This window comes from Parapedobacter sp. ISTM3 (assembly GCF_016533505.1).
GTDB lineage: Bacteria > Bacteroidota > Bacteroidia > Sphingobacteriales > Sphingobacteriaceae > Parapedobacter > Parapedobacter luteus.
Window position 1 is genome coordinate 1 of record NZ_JAENGN010000029.1, and the last position, 17,962, is coordinate 17,962.

Here is a 17,962-nt window from a genome sequence, read left to right on the forward strand (position 1 = left end):
TACCTTCACCGTTTCGATGTCCGCTTCCGGTGTGGGTGTCAACGGCGTGGTCTCGCACTGCGGGCAGTCCGGATTGGGGTCCGGCGTCGGTGTGGTTACCGTCACCGCATTCACCAGCGTGCCGGTGAAGTCCGATGGCGTCTGTACCGTCACCGTATAGGTTACCACCGCGCCATTCGGCAATGTGGGTATCGTCTCATTCAGGTTACCGCTACCGCTGGTAGCCGGAAGGCCCACCGTACCGCTGGTCACCACCGCCGTCCAGTTTGTTATCACCGTACCGGCTGGTGCCGTATCCTCCACGTTCACAGCGGTTGCATCGCTCGGGCCGTGGTTCGTCACCGTAATCGTATAGTCCACACTCTCGCCCGGCGTGAACGTCGTCTGTCCGGCCGTGCTGGTTACCTTCACCGTCTCAATATCCGCTTGTAAGGTATATGTCAACACCACATCATCAAAAGCAACACACGTTCCATTGGTAACCGTCCAACGCAGGGTCACAGACGTATTCGGATCCAATGATATGCTAGCATTCGGATCCGTGATATCAGAAATTGCCACCGCAGGCGTACCGCTAACCACACTCCACTCACCGGTTCCAACCGTCGGTGTTGTGGCATCCAATGTAAACACACCGCTGTTATACTGCGTTTGATCAGCGCCCGCAACGGCGGTGGGCATCTCATAAATCGTTACACTGAAACTTTCTTCATCAAAGCAGCTTTCAGTAGATTCCGGTATAAATTGATAGTCAGCCGAAAAGTCGGATATTGTCCAATCTTTGATAAAATTGTCTGTGTGATAGGTTTCTACCGAAATAACGATACTAATATTGCCCGCTACCAAATCGGCGATAGGTACTACGCTGGTTAGGTCGATATCAACCGGACTTCCCACAGGAGTTTCCGTCAATTGGACGTAGTTTATTTCGGTATTGGTAGCATTATTGACAATAGATACCCGGCCTGCATACCCTCTTCCGTTATGTGGACCGTCGTTTGTAATCCTAACCTTCGGGTTAATCCGCACTGCAGAACCAAAACATGCTGGAGAGCCTGCCAATACTACGTCTCCCACAACCGTTTTATACGTCTGACTGATTGCTTGTGGATCATTGGCATCATAGTTAATCTCTGTTTGCACGCCCTCCCAAAGTCCTTGATCGTAGGTGTTTGTCAGATAATGGGGCACAAAGGAAAAAAGAGCTTCGATGTCCGCTTGACTCACTTTTGTCGTTTTTACAACCGATAGCGATCCAGCACAATTCGTTTGTCCTTCCGTCTTATCGTATATATACAGGTTCGTCGTTCCTACCGTGCTAATCGTATCACCTGGTTCTAAACGCTGGCCGCCTCCGCCAGGCGCTGTATAATAAGCTGCATTCGGAGTGAGGTTTAGGCCGGTAATCTCGGGCAGCACGAATTCCTCGCAAACTTCCTGATCTTCAACAGGATCAATTTGCGGAGATGGTTCTATCACCAGGGTAACCGGAGTGCGCGTAACACTGCTGCAACCTCCGGTGAACTGCGCTTCGGCATAATAGGTTACCGTTCCCGGTGTCGCCAGTATCGGATCAGCAACCACATTACCGCCAACTGGTGCATCGTACCAAATTACATTCGCACCGTCCGATGTGATAGCAGTCGCTCTTAACGGCTCCGTTATATCCGCTTCACATACCGACTGAGAACCACCGCTGATCGGCGCCGCTGGCACCTCATTGATCGTCACCGCAAACGACTTCTCGTCAAAGCAGTTCTGCGCTACTTCGGGTAAAAACTGATAAGCCGACTGGAAGTTCGACAACGTCCAGTTTTTAGCACCTACGTGGTAGGTCTCCACCACAATCATGATGCTGATGTTTCCGGCCAGCACGTCCGCCACCGGTACAACACCTTCCACATGGGCTTGGAACGTGGCTCCGGCAGCCGGACCTGTTGGCATTCCGCCTTGAAACAAACGGGTATTTGTCGCGGTATTGATAATCGCGACATAACCAACGCCGCCAAGGCCGTTGGCAGGGCCGTTATTCGTTACGGTCACATCGGCCGAAACAAATACATCCGTACCGAAGCAGTTATCGGTATCGGCGATGCTTACCTTGCCTATGATCGCCGGATACGTCTGGCCGTCGACTATCGGATCCGCCGCATTGTAGTCAATCACTTGCGTACCGGTGCCGCTCCAGAACGCCGGATTTATTGCCCGTGGAAACTGCATCACCGTGTTCTGGTTGGCCAGCTGATCGAAATCAGCTTTGGGATAACTCGTATTGGCTTCCACGCTTAAACTTCCGGCGCAGTTAGCAACCGCTCCGCTTTCGTCATAGACATAAAGCGTCGTTGTACCCACGGTGCTCAGCTGATCGCCCGGCAGGTATCTCGTTCCGCCGGCATTCGGTTCGGTATAATACGCCTGGTTTCCGGATAAGCCCGTTCCGGTAATTTCCGGCAGGGTAAATACTCCACAGGCGGATACGTCTTCCATATCATCCAGCACCGGAGACGCCGTAATGCTCAATGTTACCGGCGTGCGGGTCGTGCTCTCACATATCCCGTTATCCGCTGCCGCAAAATAAGTAACCGTACCGACCGCATCCAAACTGGGGTCTGTCACCACGTTACCACCCGCGGGGGCGTCATACCAAACCAATTGTGCGCCGGCCGGTGGAACGGCCGTAGCGGTCAATTTACCGGTAAGATCCGAAATACACGCCTGTTGGTTGCCGCCGCTGGTCGGCGCTGCCGGGGATTCGTTGATGGTCAGCTCGAAGCTGCGCTCGGCCGAACACACGCCCGTCGTTTCAGGCAGAAACTGATAATCAGCCTCAAAATCGGAAACCGTCCAACTCTTGGTGCTACCATGCAGCGTTTCCAGCGAAACAACAAACGAAAGCTTGCCTGCCGCTAAATCTGCCAAAGGCACCACGCCTGTTACGGTCACATTGATTGCCGGCCCAACCGGCGTGGAGCGTAGATGCGTGGTATATAGCGTTTCGTTGGTCTCATTATGCCAAATGCCCAGTTGGCCTGCATATAAGTTTCCTGCTCCCGGCCCCCTATTCACTATGGTTACTTTTGCGGTTATCTGCACTTGCGTGCCGAAACAGTCCGTAGCGCCTGTAATGTTGATGTCACCGGCAATCGTCTTATACGTTTGGCCGTTCCAGGCCGGGTCAGCCGGGTCGTAATTTATATCCGTACTGGCCGTGCCGTTCCAAAAATTCGTGTTGTCAACGTCGTAGAGGTAAGCACCGCCCATATCAGCCTGGGTAAGCTTCGTATTGTTGGATACCGATAAACTTCCAGCGCAATTAGCGCTCGGTTCCGTTGCATCGTACACATACAGTGTAGACGTACCCAGTGTACTGAAGACATCGCCCGGTAAGTACTTTGTGCCGGTACCACCCGCACCGGTATAATAAGCTTCATTCCCGGTAAGGTGCTCGCCTTGTATGACCGGCAATTCATAGGGGCCGCAATTGACGACATTGTCAATTTCAGAAAGCACGGGGGACTCCATGATGCTCAATGTCACCGGTGTCCTGGTCGAGCTTACACACGTACCATTGTCAGCCTCGGCGTAATAGGTAACCACACCAACCGTATCCAAGCTCGGATCGGTTACCGCATTTCCACCTACCGGTGCATCGTACCAGGTCAATGTTGCTCCGGTGGGGGGCGTGGCGGTAGCGGTGAGTTTATCCGCAACGTCAGCAATACAAGCCTGTTGATTCCCATCGCTGGTCGGCGCCGCAGGTACCTCATTGATAGTCAACGCAAAACTCCGCTCAGCAGCACAAGCCTGGGTACTTTCCGGCAAGAATTGGTAAGACGCGCCGAAGTTAGAAAGCAACCAATTTTTACTGGTGCCTTGGAAAGTCTCTACCGCGATCAATACCGCAATGTTGCCCGCAAGCACGTCCGCAACAGGAACAACGCCGGACACCGTGGGCGTCATGGTCGCATTGGCCGGAAAACTGGCAGTCAGGCCAATTTCGTATAAAATCTGGTTGGTCGCCTTGTTAAAAATCGCTAATCTTCCCGAATAGCCAGCGCCGCTTCCTGGCCCTTGGTTAGTAATCGTTACCTGTGCTTGAACGTTCACTTCGGTTCCAAAACAGTCGGCAGTACTGCCTACCGACATATCCCCCACAACGCCTAAATACGTTTGTGAGCCACTGCCTACCGGCGTACCCGGATTATCATACCGAATCTGTTGATCAGCCGTTCCCTGGAAGAAGGCGGGATTGACGGTTCCAGTATACTGAAAGTGCGTATTGTCGTTCCACAGGTTATTAATAACATAGCTTGTATTCGGTGCTACCGTTAAGCTGCCTTGGCAATTAGCAAGTGCCTCACTTTGATCAAAAATGTAGAGGGTAGAAGTGCCCGGCGTGCTGATCACATCACCCGGCAGGTATTTGGTCCCCCCGCCGTTCGGTGCGGTATAGTATGCTTCGTTGCCGCTTAAGTACTCACCTACGATGGCGGGAAATTCGAACGGCCCGCAAGAAACGATGTCCAGCACTTCGTCCAACATTGGTGTCGCCGTTACATGTAATGTGACCGGCGTCCGGGTACTCACACAGCTCCCGTCGTCTGCAGCCGCATAGTAAGTAACTGTTCCAACCGTGCTTAAACTCGGATCGGTTACCACGTTTCCACCGGTTGGTGCATCGTACCAAATCAGTTGCATATCTGCCGGAACGGTCGCAGATGCCGTCAGCTTCCCACCGCTTAGATCAGCCAAGCAGGCCTGTAGGTTACCGCCGCTTATCGGAGCCGGTACGTCGCATGGGTTGGTACAGAATGTAGTGGGGTCGTTTCCTTCCGGTGTATCCGGATCATCGCTAAACACCGTCACGTTTCCAGTACTTATCGTTGCCTGGTTGGTATAGCAGGTATTGTATGCAGCATTATCTGCGACTTTCACCGATACGCGGAAGGTAAGCGGCAAGCCGCCGGTCTGCGGCAGCGGATTTACCGTAATGCCGGAAATGCGCAGGGTATTTCCGGAAATGCTGACCGTGCCGCCCCCGGGCGATGCGGGGCTTACCGAAGCATCCACCCAGCTCAGGTCTGTTGATGTCAGCACGTCTTCAAACTCATACGTCATCGGTGAAACCTGGCTGTTGTAGATACTGAACTCAAATTCCACCACATCGCCCGGTTTCAATCCGCCTGCCGGCATAATGACCTTTTTATCCATCCGCGTCGGGTAGCAGGCCGTGGCATCAAACGTTGGATAAGCGGTAACGGCGCTTAGGTCGGCAAAGGCGTTGGTAATCGGATTATAACGATATAGTCTCAATGTACCGCCGACCGGATTCGCATAAAAATAAACCCGTCCTTGCACGTCGTTCCATGCGCCTCCGGCAACTGCGGCGGGAACAGTGCCCGAGGCCGGAGTCACGATGGTTTGTTCGCCAGTCGTCGGGTCGGTTTGAACGATTCCTGCCCCCAAAAGTCCATAAAGCATGCCATCGTATGGCGAAAAGGCCAGATCAGACAATATATAATTATCACTTAACTTTTTGGTGGTATACGTCATGGATATGAGGTCTACTGTCACCAGGTACCGATCGTCCGGATTGGCGGTATTGGAAACCAAACCGTAGAACATGTTATCAAGCCCAACCACGCCCGGCGCCATGCTTACGAACGTTCCGCTGCTGTTTGTCGTTGTCCACACAGGCAAGCCAGGAGCCTGTCCCGCTACTGCGGTAGGCACACCCAAACCGGTCACCTTCCCTTCGGCGTCGATCCGCACGAACTCACCGGGTTCCAGCTCCGCCGACATTCCGTTTGCCAGCCCGTAAATTAAATTGTCTTCAAAATTATAACCAATTGCGTTATAGATATCCGGTATATCGGGCGTAAGTGTAGCCCACACCTCTGTTGGGTTCTCCGGATTGACAATATATAATTGAGACGGTACCCCCGGCCCGGATGAGCTCACCAAATACGCCGACCCATTACACTCAAACGGCACCGGGCAGTTGCTGTCCAGCGTGATACCGCTTGACTGCGGTGTATTACACCCGCCGTCCATTGTGGCGCTTACCGTAAAGACGCCCAGCTGCCCGGTAGTCGGCTGATACGTAGCACCCGTTGCTCCCGGAATCAACGTACCATCCATATACCATTGGTAGCTTACCCAAGCCGGATCCGGGTCTTTTACTTCGAATACGGCATGCGGAAGACAGGGGGCCGTTGGATTTTGGAGTCCTACCACAGGTGGCGTGCCTTGCGTGGTCGTCACGAACAGTTGCACGCTTTCCTCTATTGTACAGACGGCAGTCTCTATGCTAAGGGTATAGGTACCGCTTTGCCCTGGAGAAACATCATCCAACATGAGCACCTCATCATTGGCAATCACATTGCCATCGGAGTCAGTCCACGTGTAGGACGTGATCGGCTCATTGGAGACGACATACGGCGTAAAACTAACCGATTGCCCAACGCAGACCTCCTTTTCGGCTTCCGGAAAGTTGATTACCGTGCCGCCATAGCTGGAAAAATAACCGTAACGTGCTCCGCCAACATTCGTATGGAAAACCCCCATATGAAATCTAACACCAGGGTCGCTATTCGATACGATTACAGCAGCGCCGGCACCTACTAGCTCGCTCGGCACTTCTATTCTTGAGTAATACCAGCCCGTACCGGGTATCGCCTGGAAAGCAGCAGGCGCGAGCAACGAAGTGTTGCCGTTTACGTTGAAACCTGTATTCGTAGGTGAGACTATGTTCACATAAAAACCGGTATTATTTGCCCGCACTACTTTAACGATATTTGAACCGTTGCAGCCCAGTTGAGCAGGTAACAGGCTAAAAGACACTTCGTCCGTAACCCCGGACATTTGCAAAGCCATCACGTTTTTCGAACTTTGCACATGAAAAGCTTCGGTGGCACCCGTAGCTAACGTATATGTTTCGGTCGCTGCTAAGGTTGCGACCAATGCGCCGTTAACCATAATTTCGGTGTCGTCTTCAACCGCTGTAAAGTAAACGATATCGCCTTCAGAACGATACCCTTTCACAATCAGGTATTCCGTTCCGGTATTTTTTATCGGCACAATTTGTTCACTTCCCAGATCGGCCGCTCCCGCACCATGGCGCAACAACTCTGAAAAAATAGTAATAGCAATCAGTTTGTCGGACGTCACCAAGCTACCCGATGTGGCTGGTGCCAAGCCGGGTGTTTCAGCAAAATAGGTTTGGCCTCGATGAAGGGTGATGGTAAAAGGCACACCAGCTGCACGGCCGGTTATGGCCGCTTTGGGCGTAATGGTAACGTTCGTATTGTCTTCCGTAGCTAATACCAGGAACCCTTGCCGACCATCGGGATCACGAACCGACGATGTTTGCTGCATGGGTACCAAAAATTCGGTCCCCAATGCTTCGCTCCCCTTCAACGGCAGGAGGTCCGGGCTTTGTTCGTTGGACCCGGGCTCATAATAAATAGAAATTCTGGCGTTCGTTGTGACGAATACGCCTGTCCCTGCAACACTGTTGCCCACGTTGTTGACAAGTAGCGCCACCTCCTCATCAGATAATGGGATACTCCCCGTACTGTTTGCCGCAACATTGATTATCTTCGGTGTAAATCCGGGCACTAAGGGAGCACTTAACGTTACCGTCGCAGGAGAGTCGAACGTCGAAATACGAAAGATAGACCCGGATCTATACTTGACGTCCGTCGTCGGCAGCGCTAACCAATATTCCGTATCAAAGGTAATAGTGGTTTGCGCAGCGACCTTGCCTATATTAAAAAAGAACGCAAGAAACGCCAGCAAAGCCACCAGCTTAACGCGCCCAAGGATTAAACCCAACTTACCTAATAAAAATGTTAAAGGAGTAATAATGCTGTTCATGCTTTTTTCACGGTTTGCAATAAAAAGTTACCCACTCCCTATATATATATGAGAGGAAGTGTAATGGATGTCGTGGTGATGTAGGGTCAGATGCGGGAAACCTGGTAGATGTTTTTCATAGGATTCTTTATTTAGTACCTGCCAATTGATAGATGCCTTATTCAGCAATCAAAAATATCCCCAATTAACCATCGACGTCAATCGTTTGTTTTCGACATGGCTACAGTAGTTTTTCGAATGAGGTATAGTAATTTTTCTATATTTAAACCTTTGTGATCTTTTCTCCCCAACTGCGCGTAATTTTTTTTTACCTTCGTCGTTCGTCAAACGATACCATCTATCTCAACACACCAATGGGGTTCACCAAACTTCGGTCACGGCTTATATGCTGTATCTTTTCGTTCCTGCCGCTACTCATCCAAGCCGATGAAACAGACTACCTGACTTTCCACTATACCGATGCGCACGGGTTGCCGCAAAATAGCATTAAAGGCATCGCGCCCGACAACCTCGGATTCGTTTGGTTGATTACCGAACGGGGCGTGGTACGGTTCGATGGGCATAAACGGTTCAAACTGCCCGACAGCTTGTCTGCCAGGCTGGAGAGCGAGCGGATGACGAGCCTGCATGCCGACTCCGTGCCGGGCGCACTGTGGGCGCATACCGCCAGCAGCCAATGGGTTTATCTTTATGACGGCACGGCCCGCATCGTCAGCCGAACAGCGCCGCCTTTGCACGATCGCATATCATGGGAACGACCCGTGAACGACTTCAGCACTGGGCTCCCCAACCGCTACCCCAATCCGAAGATCGAAAACCTGCGCATGGGCGATATCCGCGGGGCACATCATGTGATTAAACAAGATTCGATCGCCTGGTACCCCAGTGGTGCCGCGGCGCCAACTGTCTGCATCCCGAATCCGGGGGAATCGTTCTGGCAGTTCGTCAGCCTTGCCGATGGCTTATATTACATCAAAGACCTCCACCACGTCCTATCTATCGACACGCTGGGTACCATCCGCCCCGTGCGCATCGTTGGCGACCTGGCAGCTGAACAGCCGAACGGCGATTTTAGCCTCTTCTGGAACAATGCGGCCGATCAACTGTTTGTGCACGTCAACGATAACCTCTATTGGCTCCGCCCCGACAGGCAGGGCAACCTGCTGAGTTCGCGCATCCTAAGTGGCTTCGATGTTGAGGCAAATCGTATTGTCGTTATATACTTTGATATCGCCCACGAGCGGCTGATGCTCGGCAGCGACAGCAAGGGGCTGTTTGTGCTCCGGCGGAAGCATTTTTCGGTCATCCGGAGTCCGGAGATGCCACCGCATGATATCTATTATACGCAGCTCGTTTTGAAGGACGGATCGGTATTGACTGATTATGGCAAACGCTACGACACCGCGGGGCGATGCCGGGTTATGCCCGCATTTTCCAGCATGGACCGCCAATATGCGCACGTGTATGACGCCGACGACCGGTTGTGGACGCTCACCGCGGATACCCTGTTCTGCCACTTGGCCTTGGGCGACAGGCTCCTGCAGAAAGCGCCCAATCCCGAACCCGGCCGAGTGCTATTCCAGCCCCGGGGGCACAACCTGCTGTTCGGCAGCTTCGAAGGCGGGGTGTTCCAGTGGAATCACGATACGGGCACCTTTACGTTGTTGGCCCGGTTGCCAAGCGCCATTTCATTAATCCAGCAGGCCGATGCCGAAAACGTATGGATAGGCACTACAAAAGGGCTTTACCGGTTTCATATCGGCACGAAAACGGCCTATCCGATAACAGGCCTGAAGCGGCACCATATACGGAGCCTCCACCAGGATGAGACACAGCCCTCCCGGCTGTGGATCTGTACGGAGCAACGCGGCGTTTTCCTCTATGAAGACAACGTCGTGTATCCGATGCCGATGGACGAAGGGGGGGTCCTTCGCTCCGCGCATTGCATATTGGAAGATCAGCGGGGTTATTTCTGGATCAGTACCAACAAAGGCCTTCTTTGGGTACACAAACAACACCTGCTGGATTTTCGCGAACCTCAGGCCATGAAGCCGCATTATTTCCATTTCGGCGTTGATGACGGTTTTGCCACCAATGAGTTCAACGGTGGCTGCAACCCTTGCGCTATCAAACTGCCCAACGGCATGTTTTCTTTCCCCTCCCTGGATGGGTTGGTCTGGTTCCATCCAGACAGCATCCGTGGCGAGTGGCCGACGGGGCCATTGCTGGTCGACGGGGTAAACCTGGATGGCACAGCCATTCCGGCACGCGACAGCATACAGCTGCCATCAAATTTTTCGCGGCTCAACCTCACCATATCCATGCCTTATGCCAGCGACCTGAAGAATATCCGCCTGGAATACGCAATTTCCTCCGGTACCGGCAAGGCGCAATGGTTGCGATTGAATCCGGCCGACCATACGTTATCCATCAATGATCTGTCGTCTGGCTATCACACCGTGACGTTTAAGATGCGCCAGGGGTGGCAGGCAGACGATTTCCACCACCATTCGATAACGCTTTATGTAACGCCCCGTTTTTATGAGACCACTTGGTTTTTGGTTGTGCTCACCGCCTTGTGCATCGCCGTCGGCTGGGCCATCATCCGGCTTAGGACGCGCTTTATCCTCCATCAGAATGAGCAGCTTAGCCTCAAGGTGGCCTCGCACTCCGCCAAACTTGCGCAGCAGCAATCCCTGCAGCAGTTGTTTTCGGCCTCGATGGTACATGATATCCGTGCGCCGCTGAACTATGTGGTGCAGGCATTAAAAGGCATCTACGCCCACAGCCAGGCCGAAGAGGGGCCACTGGCGCAGGAAATCCAACTGGTATACGACTCCACGCAGCAGATATTCCGGTATTCGAATAACCTTTCGCAGCTGGCCCGGGTGATGCTGAATACCCATCGAATCCGTTTCAGCGCGGTATCCCTGCACGCCATCGCCCAGAAGCAGTTCAAGCTGTTCAACCCGATAGCCACGGCCGCCGGGACAAGCCTGGTCAATCGGATTTTACCAAGCTTTATCGTGCACTCGAATGAGGAGATCTTATCGATTATTCTCCATAACCTGCTGGACAATGCCACCAAATTCACGAAAAACGGGTTTGTCTACGTATCGGCGGAGACGGACGGCGACGTGTACGCCCTGAAGGTGGTGGATACCGGCACAGGCATGTCCGGCAGCGAAGTGGAACGCTACAGCAATCCGGCCAACAGCCAGCCGAAAAAACTGTCCGGCGAAAACGGCGGATTGGGGCTGCTGCTGGTATGGCACATGGTTAAGCTCATCCATGGCAGGATGACGATAACAAGTGCAATCGGCCAGGGGACAGCCATCACCATCACGTTCGCGTCACGGCGTACATCGTAACCTTGGCAATCAGTTCAGAAAGGTTTTGCACGGCCAGCTTTGCATAGATATTGCTTTTATAAGTACCCACGGTAGAGGTATGAAGGTCTAGCTCGTTCGCAATTTCGCTGACGCCCTTTCCGGCCACCAGCAGCTGGCAAACCTCGGTTTCCCGATCGGACAACGCCGCTAATGGGTTTTCGGTCTGCGCCGCATTGCCCGACCGGCGTTCGAGCAGGTAATCGCGCATTTTGGGGCTCAGGTATTTCCGTCCTCGGCAAACCGTATTCATCGCCTCCCGAAAATCCTCCTCATCCCCGTCTTTCTGCAAATAGCCATCGGCACCGGCGTCTATGTAGCGCAATGCGTACAGCATCTCATTATACGCCGAGAAGACCAATACCCGGGTATGTGGGCGTTTCTGTTTTAGCTGCTTGACCACCTGAAAATTATTTCCCCCGGGCAGATTGATATCGAGTATAATCACATCGGCAGATACCGCATCCAAGAGTGCAGTGAGTTCGGTCATGTCTTTGGCGTACGAAATCCGTGACTCAGGCATCCAATCGCGGATCATGTATTTCAGACCAAGGCGAACAGCGCCATGGTCATCAGCAATGATAACGTTTAACGGCATGTAAAAACAGTAGTATTACGCACAGCAAAAAATGTCAGGGATTCACTATATCCTATCAATATAGCGATTATCCTATAAGTATCTGCGAATAAAGATATCGTTATATTGCAATAAAAAAAAACGTTTGCCTGCAACAAAAGCATTCGAATCTCACAATAAACTGATAATCAAACAAAAGAATCATCATGACGAGATAACAATTCTGTTTAAAACAACGGATTTTATTTCTTAATTTTAAAACATCGCTATATTAACGTCTGACTATGCAAGCCAAACTACCAAAAAGGCCACTCCGTAAGGACGGCAATGAGCACATTCCGGACTATAGGTTTCATTTAGAAATGTCTCAAAAGATGGCGAAAATTGGTAGTTGGGAATTAGATCTTTCCGTTGGAAACCCCGATGCCCCGCAATACTGGTCGGATGAGACGTACCGCATTCTGGGCTACGAACCTGGAGAAATAACGCCGTCCTTCAACACCTTTATAAACTCCGTCCATCCCGATGATCGGCCCATGGTCATGGCAGCTGCCCAACGTTCCATTAAGGAAGGTGCGGATTACGATTTAGAGCAGCGGCATATATTGCCTGATGGGCGTATTATCACCACCAGAAGCATTGCTCAGGTGATCAGGGAAAACAAAACGGGAACTCCTTTAAAGCTTTGCGGAGCCATGAAGGATATTACGGAACAGAAGGAAACGAATTCGGCCCTTGAGCGTGCCCATAAAGAAATGGCGACATTTTTCCAGAAAATAGATGAAGTCTTATATTCAGTAGACATGCAGCAATACAAAATTCTCCAAATGTCTCCTGCCTGTGAAAAGGTTTATGGTTACACCGTGGACGAATTTCATAAAAACAACTACCTGTGGATGGACGTTATTCTGGAAGAAGACAAACATATCATTCGGGCAGGCGACCCGGTAATGAGGCGCGGTGAAATCGTCGCGAACGAATACAGAATACATCATAAGGACGGAAGCATCCGCTGGCTCGGCGGTACGCTGACGCCCACGCTGGACGAAAATGGCAACTTGATTCGGATCGACGGTGTCGTTTCCGATATCACCATCCGCAAGGAGGCCGAACTCGCCGTCAAAAACAGCGAGCAAAAATTCAGGACGCTGATTGAAAATTCGTCCGATGGTATCGCTGTAACCAACCTCGACAGGCAGCTTCTATTTTCATCAAGCGCTATGCATCGGATTACGGGCTACACGCCTGACGAGCTTCACCATGTCGATATGGTCTGTTTGTTCCATCCGGATGATAGGCGCACGCTGTTGTCCATCCAAAATAAAATACTTGAAGCACCCGGCACTACCGAAAAGTTTATTGCCCGGTTTCGCAGAAAAGAAGGAAACTGGATTTGGCTGGAAGGCGTCAGCCAGAATTTACTGGCTGAACCTGCCGTTAAGGGTATTGTTACGAATTTCCGTGACATAACCGAACGAATAACGTATGAAGAAGCCCTGAAGTCTGCGAACACACATTTGAAAAAAACAAATAATGAGCTCGACCGCTTCGTATATAGCGTTTCTCATGACCTCAGGGCCCCGCTTGCATCAATTTTAGGCCTTATCGAATTTACGGAGTCCGAAACGCGTGATGCTGACGTCGTGGAAAATCTGTCCATGATGAAGGACAGCGTAAAAAAACTTGACGGATTTATCCTGGACATTCTTGATTATTCTCGAAACTCGCGTTCCGAAATCAAAATTGAAAAAATCAACTTTTCCAAGATGCTGGACGCTGTGATAAGTAACTTGAAATTTATGAGCCGCGAAGATGGAAACGTAGCCATACGAGTGAATGTGGATAAAAATCAGCACTTTTATTCCGACAGTAGCCGCTTGCAGATTATCTTAAATAACTTAATATCAAATGCAATACGATATTACAATCCAGACGCGGATGCCCCATATGTTGAGGTAACCATCAACACGGAGCCAACCGAAGCTACGATATGCGTTAAGGACAACGGGATTGGAATTGACAACGAATTTCAAAGCAAAATATTTGACATGTTTTATCGAGTGTCAAAAAAATCAGTAGGATCTGGATTGGGCTTATACATCGTAAAAGAGACCATCGAAAAATTGAACGGTACACTTGAATTATACTCTGAACCAGGTATCGGTACAGCATTTACATTAAAAATCCCGAATTTAAACCAATCATAATCTGCATAACCAATAAGTTATGACTTACAATAAAGTAATGGTTATCGATGATGCGAAGATAGATCGCTTTATGGCACAAAAAGTGATGGCCAAGTATGGTTTCGCACATGACGTAATAGCCATGGAATCTGCCATGGATGCATTAGCATACCTCGAAAACTGCAAATCAGCCCCGGAATCCCTGCCTGACCTCATTTTTCTGGACATCAATATGCCTCAGATGAGCGGCTTCGATTTTCTCGACGAATATCAAAAACTTCCCGAGGAAATACAGAAAAAATGCATCATTGTCATGTTGTCGTCTTCATTGCATCCGGAGGACAGGCAGCGTGCCATGGAAAGTCCGTTTGTTTACAAATTCATCAGTAAGCCGATAAGTGCCAGTAAGCTGGCTGAACTTCGCCATTGATATATTGGCATTGGTAGTTCCCTGTCGAGCAGTCGGTGCTCCTGTATCCAATCCATATCACAAAAAATTAGGGTTATTTAATACTCCAGCACCGTCACCTCCGTACGCCTGTTGGCCTGGTGCTGCTCGCGTGTGCATGGCACCCCATTGCCGCAGGTTAATAGGTGGCGTTCATTTTAAAACAAACACAGAATCACTGTTCTGAATTTACCAAATGAAAACTTATTCATTTCATTCACAAATATGAAAAAAAGAAATGCGATGGCTAATAAAAAGCGAAAATCTTATAAGAAATCGGCACGCCGCAGACGATTACATCCATCGGATGAATCTGCGGTTTGCGGAAATCGGTTAGCCCCGAGTCCCCCGATTGGCGCAATGCATGGGATGCACGGGCCTTGAAAAACTAATGAAATGAGCCAGGTTTTGAACACCCGGCTCATAGGCAATTTCCTTGGCAGACTTAGTTACATTCGGCAAAACCAAATGTCCCGCTTTCTGACAAGGCACATTCAGGCATCACTTACAGTAACCCCGCTACTCCGCCGAATCGGTAGTTGAGGCCGATTTCATGGGTTGTGTTGCTGATGCGCCTGTTCAGCGGTTCGCTTCCCGGGTTGAACTGGTAGCTGTAGCCCAGTCCGAAACCGCCGAAGAGGAACTGCGCCATGCCCGCGAACTCACCGTAGCTCCGCACGTTCGCACCGATACCGAATGTCCGCTTGATGAACACCAGCGCCGAAGCTTCGGCCTGCGGCCGGAGGCTTTCCGCATACGTCACCAGCACCGACGGGCGGAACTGGAAGTCCGGCCCCATATTAAACAGCGCCCCAGCCGTGAGGTGATACAGGTTGCGGAAGTTGTATCTGCTGTCGCTGTCCACCCCAAGGCTTCCCAGCATCAGCCGCGGTAGCGAAAGCCCCACGTAATAGCGCTCCGGGCGGTAGAGCATCACCCCGAAGCCCACCAGCGCGTCCGTCTCCCGGACGTCCTCCCGGAAAGCCGGATCCATCGGGTCCAGCTGCGAAAAACGCCCGTCCAGGTAGCTCACCCCCGCATTCAGCGAGAGCCCCACGTACTCCGTCTCCGATATCCGCACGCTCTTGGCAAAGAAGGCCGAAGCCTCGGTCAGCTTCTCCACCGCCAGGCTCTCGTGGCGGATATTCAGCCCCGCCGTGGCGCCGAAGCCCGCGAAGCCGACGTGGCCGCTGCCCCAGAACACCGTCGGCGCGCCGTCCATTCCCACCCACTGCCGCCGGCCAATCACCGACACCTCACCGCCCTGGCTCATCAAACTCGCCGCCGGGTTCACCACCGTCCGCAGCTGTCCATGCTGCGTATGCGTCAATGGCTGCTGAGCGTAGGCTACAGTCAATGCGCTCGTTGCCACCCAGGCTAAACATATCGCAATCCGTCTCATATTTTGATATCTCATTTCTGTTGTCTATTGTCTCATATCTGCTATCTCACATTCTTCTTAATACCGCAGCACGAAGTAACCCTTCCGGTACTCCGTACCGCTGCCCGTGCCGATTTCCACGATGTAGAAGTACGTCCCTGCCGGAAGCAACTGCTGCCCGGTGCCAATGCCGCGGAACGCCACCCGGTCGTTGTCGTAGCCTGATGCTTCCCACACCACCGTACCGTTGCGGTTGAATATGCTCACCCGGTTGCTCCGGTAATCGCGGATTCCCTCGATCATCAAAAACTCGTTGATGCCATCGCCGTTGGGCGACACCGCTTGATGCACGCGGATTGGGAAGTTCGAAGCCGGGTCGACCACACGTACCGTCACCGTTACCGCTTCGGCCGCTTCGTGGTTCGCATCGCCCGTCTGTGTGGCCGTGATCCGAACCGTACCCAGCCGGTGGATGTGCAACGTGTTGCCTTCCAGTGTGGCCACCTGTTCGTCGTCGACCGTCAGGCTTACCGGCAGCCCGCTGCTGGCCGCTACGTCCAGCTGAACAGTGCCCGCATCGCGGGTCACTTCCGTCGGTGCGTTAAAGGTAATGGCCTGATTGGCTTTCGTAATAGTCAGCGTACCTCCGCTGTAGGCAAAGGCGTAGTTATCCGATTCGCCGCCGCCTAGCACGACCGCATAGCTGCCCGGTCCGCTCGTTTCCATTGCCGCCGTCGTAGCCGCCGGTTGAACCGCCAGTGCGGAGGCATCCTCGCCGTTCACGAAGCCGCTGTACGACAGTCCGAATGCCGGATTGGGTTGGCCATAGGCACGTGTGGCATCCGCCACGCTCACCCGGAGCGGTGCCCTGGCGATACGCAGCGTCCTTGATACCGGATTTGCCGGTCCGTATTCCAGGTCGCCTGCCTGGGTAACCGTTATCACCACCTCACCTGCACCGTGGATATACAGCTCGTTGCCGTCGCTTATCGAGGCGATGTCCGTTTTGTTTCCTTCCACATCCGTCACTGTATAGCTTACCGGCAACCCGCTCGTGGCTGAAGCAGAAAGCTTAACCGGCCCGTCGCCGTAAGTTTTGTTTGTCAACGCATCGAAGTCAATATTTTGTGGCTTGTTGTCTACCAACAGCAGCCCGACCGACACCGATCGCTCGCCGCCACCGGCCACAATGCCGTTCGCCTGCAAGGTGTGACGGCCGGCTTTCAGATGAACCGGCACCGGCAAGGTACCTGCAAATGTGCCATCCGATTTCACCGGTATATGACCAACCAGCTCAGGAACCGAAAACAGGTAAACTGTCACCACCGTACCCGGCTCAAAACCCTCACCGCTCACGGATACGCCCGCTCCCTCGCCACGCACCAACCGGATCACCGCGTCGATCGTTGAAATCGGGATGCGTTCGCCGTCTATGCCAAATGAAGCCAAGATCATGGCATAGCCGTCACCGCGCAACCGAAGATACTTTTCATCCACTACTTCGAGTGTTATAGCCTCCACCTTGCCGTCTGTGATCACCACGGTTTCACCCGGCGCAGGCTCGGGGAGGTTTCCTTCACCGTCCGGCACGGGCTCCGTCGGGATGATGTCTCCCAGCGGTTTGCTGAATGCACCCACACCAAACTCATTTACCGCAGCAATGCGGAACCGGTAGGGGCGGTTGTTCTCCAATCCGATCACCACAGCCCGGGTGCCGGTCAGAGGTGGATGCTCGGCTGTAATCCAGGTTTGACTGCCGTCGCTCGAATACTGGACTACGTAATCCGTCACCGGAAGCAGCTCGTCCGCGGGCGCCTGCCAGCTCAGCGTAACCTGCTTGTTGCCCGGCGTGGCCTGTAGGCCCGTAGGCGCTCCCGGTAGATCCGCGACGGTAAAATGGATGATGGTTGTATTTCCGGCCTTATCCGTCACGATCAGTTCGTATGTTCCTTTCGCTGTGATCGGTGTACCCGAATCATAGGGCTTGCCGTTGAGTAACGCACTGCCATCATTAAAAGTAGGTGTGGCCGTGTTCTTGTAATTTGAACCATCTGCAACGCCTGTCACCACCGGCACGGTCTTGTCAACCGTGAAGCTTACCGT

7 protein-coding genes are annotated in these 17,962 nt (G+C 52.3%); 3 read left to right on the forward strand and 4 right to left on the reverse strand.

Annotated elements, in window-relative coordinates:
• The coding region (locus JHJ32_RS21980; RefSeq protein ID WP_200122755.1) for a DUF11 domain-containing protein at positions 1 to 7,878 on the reverse strand (7,878 nt) is incomplete at its 3' end.
• A gap of 353 nt (positions 7,879 to 8,231) precedes the next feature.
• On the opposite strand from JHJ32_RS21980, the gene JHJ32_RS21985 reads away from it, so the two are divergent.
• Positions 8,232 to 11,249 carry a HAMP domain-containing sensor histidine kinase gene (locus JHJ32_RS21985; RefSeq protein WP_200122757.1) on the forward strand — a complete coding sequence of 1,006 codons (3,018 nt, stop codon included), beginning with the start codon at positions 8,232 to 8,234 and terminating at the stop codon, positions 11,247 to 11,249.
• On the opposite strand, the gene JHJ32_RS21990 is transcribed toward JHJ32_RS21985, so the two are convergent.
• Positions 11,221 to 11,865: a response regulator transcription factor gene (locus JHJ32_RS21990; RefSeq protein WP_200122759.1), complete on the reverse strand. Its 645-nt coding sequence runs from the start codon at positions 11,863 to 11,865 to the stop codon at positions 11,221 to 11,223. The genes JHJ32_RS21985 and JHJ32_RS21990 overlap by 29 nt on opposite strands.
• 263 nt (positions 11,866 to 12,128) lie before the next feature.
• On the opposite strand from JHJ32_RS21990, the gene JHJ32_RS21995 reads away from it, so the two are divergent.
• Both JHJ32_RS21995 and JHJ32_RS22000 read left to right on the forward strand, forming a co-directional pair.
• Positions 12,129 to 14,051 (forward strand): PAS domain-containing protein, encoded by a 1,923-nt coding sequence (locus tag JHJ32_RS21995; protein WP_200122767.1) that lies wholly within the window; start codon positions 12,129 to 12,131, stop codon positions 14,049 to 14,051.
• Positions 14,052 to 14,070: 19 nt separating this feature from the next.
• On the forward strand, positions 14,071 to 14,460 hold the full coding sequence (locus JHJ32_RS22000; protein ID WP_200122769.1) for a response regulator: 390 nt from the start codon (positions 14,071 to 14,073) through the stop codon (positions 14,458 to 14,460).
• A 523-nt stretch (positions 14,461 to 14,983) separates the two neighbouring features.
• On the opposite strand, the gene JHJ32_RS22005 is transcribed toward JHJ32_RS22000, so the two are convergent.
• Together JHJ32_RS22005 and JHJ32_RS22010 are read right to left on the reverse strand one after the other, a co-directional pair.
• Entirely contained in the window at positions 14,984 to 15,880 is an 897-nt protein-coding gene (locus JHJ32_RS22005) for a PorP/SprF family type IX secretion system membrane protein (RefSeq protein ID WP_200122777.1), read from the reverse strand.
• Between the two features lie 57 nt (positions 15,881 to 15,937).
• The coding region (locus JHJ32_RS22010) for a gliding motility-associated C-terminal domain-containing protein (protein WP_200122779.1) at positions 15,938 to 17,962 on the reverse strand (2,025 nt) is incomplete at its 5' end.

Bases quoted from the DNA above. Each gene is read 5' to 3' on its own strand.
- JHJ32_RS22000 (WP_200122769.1), top strand. From the start codon at position 14,071: ATGACTTACAATAAAGTAATGGTTATCGATGATGCGAAGATAGATCGC.
- JHJ32_RS22005 (WP_200122777.1), bottom strand. From the start codon at position 15,880: ATGAGACGGATTGCGATATGTTTAGCCTGGGTGGCAACGAGCGCATTG.
- JHJ32_RS21995 (WP_200122767.1), top strand. From the start codon at position 12,129: ATGCAAGCCAAACTACCAAAAAGGCCACTCCGTAAGGACGGCAATGAG.
- JHJ32_RS21990 (WP_200122759.1), bottom strand. From the start codon at position 11,865: ATGCCGTTAAACGTTATCATTGCTGATGACCATGGCGCTGTTCGCCTT.
- JHJ32_RS21985 (WP_200122757.1), top strand. From the start codon at position 8,232: ATGGGGTTCACCAAACTTCGGTCACGGCTTATATGCTGTATCTTTTCG.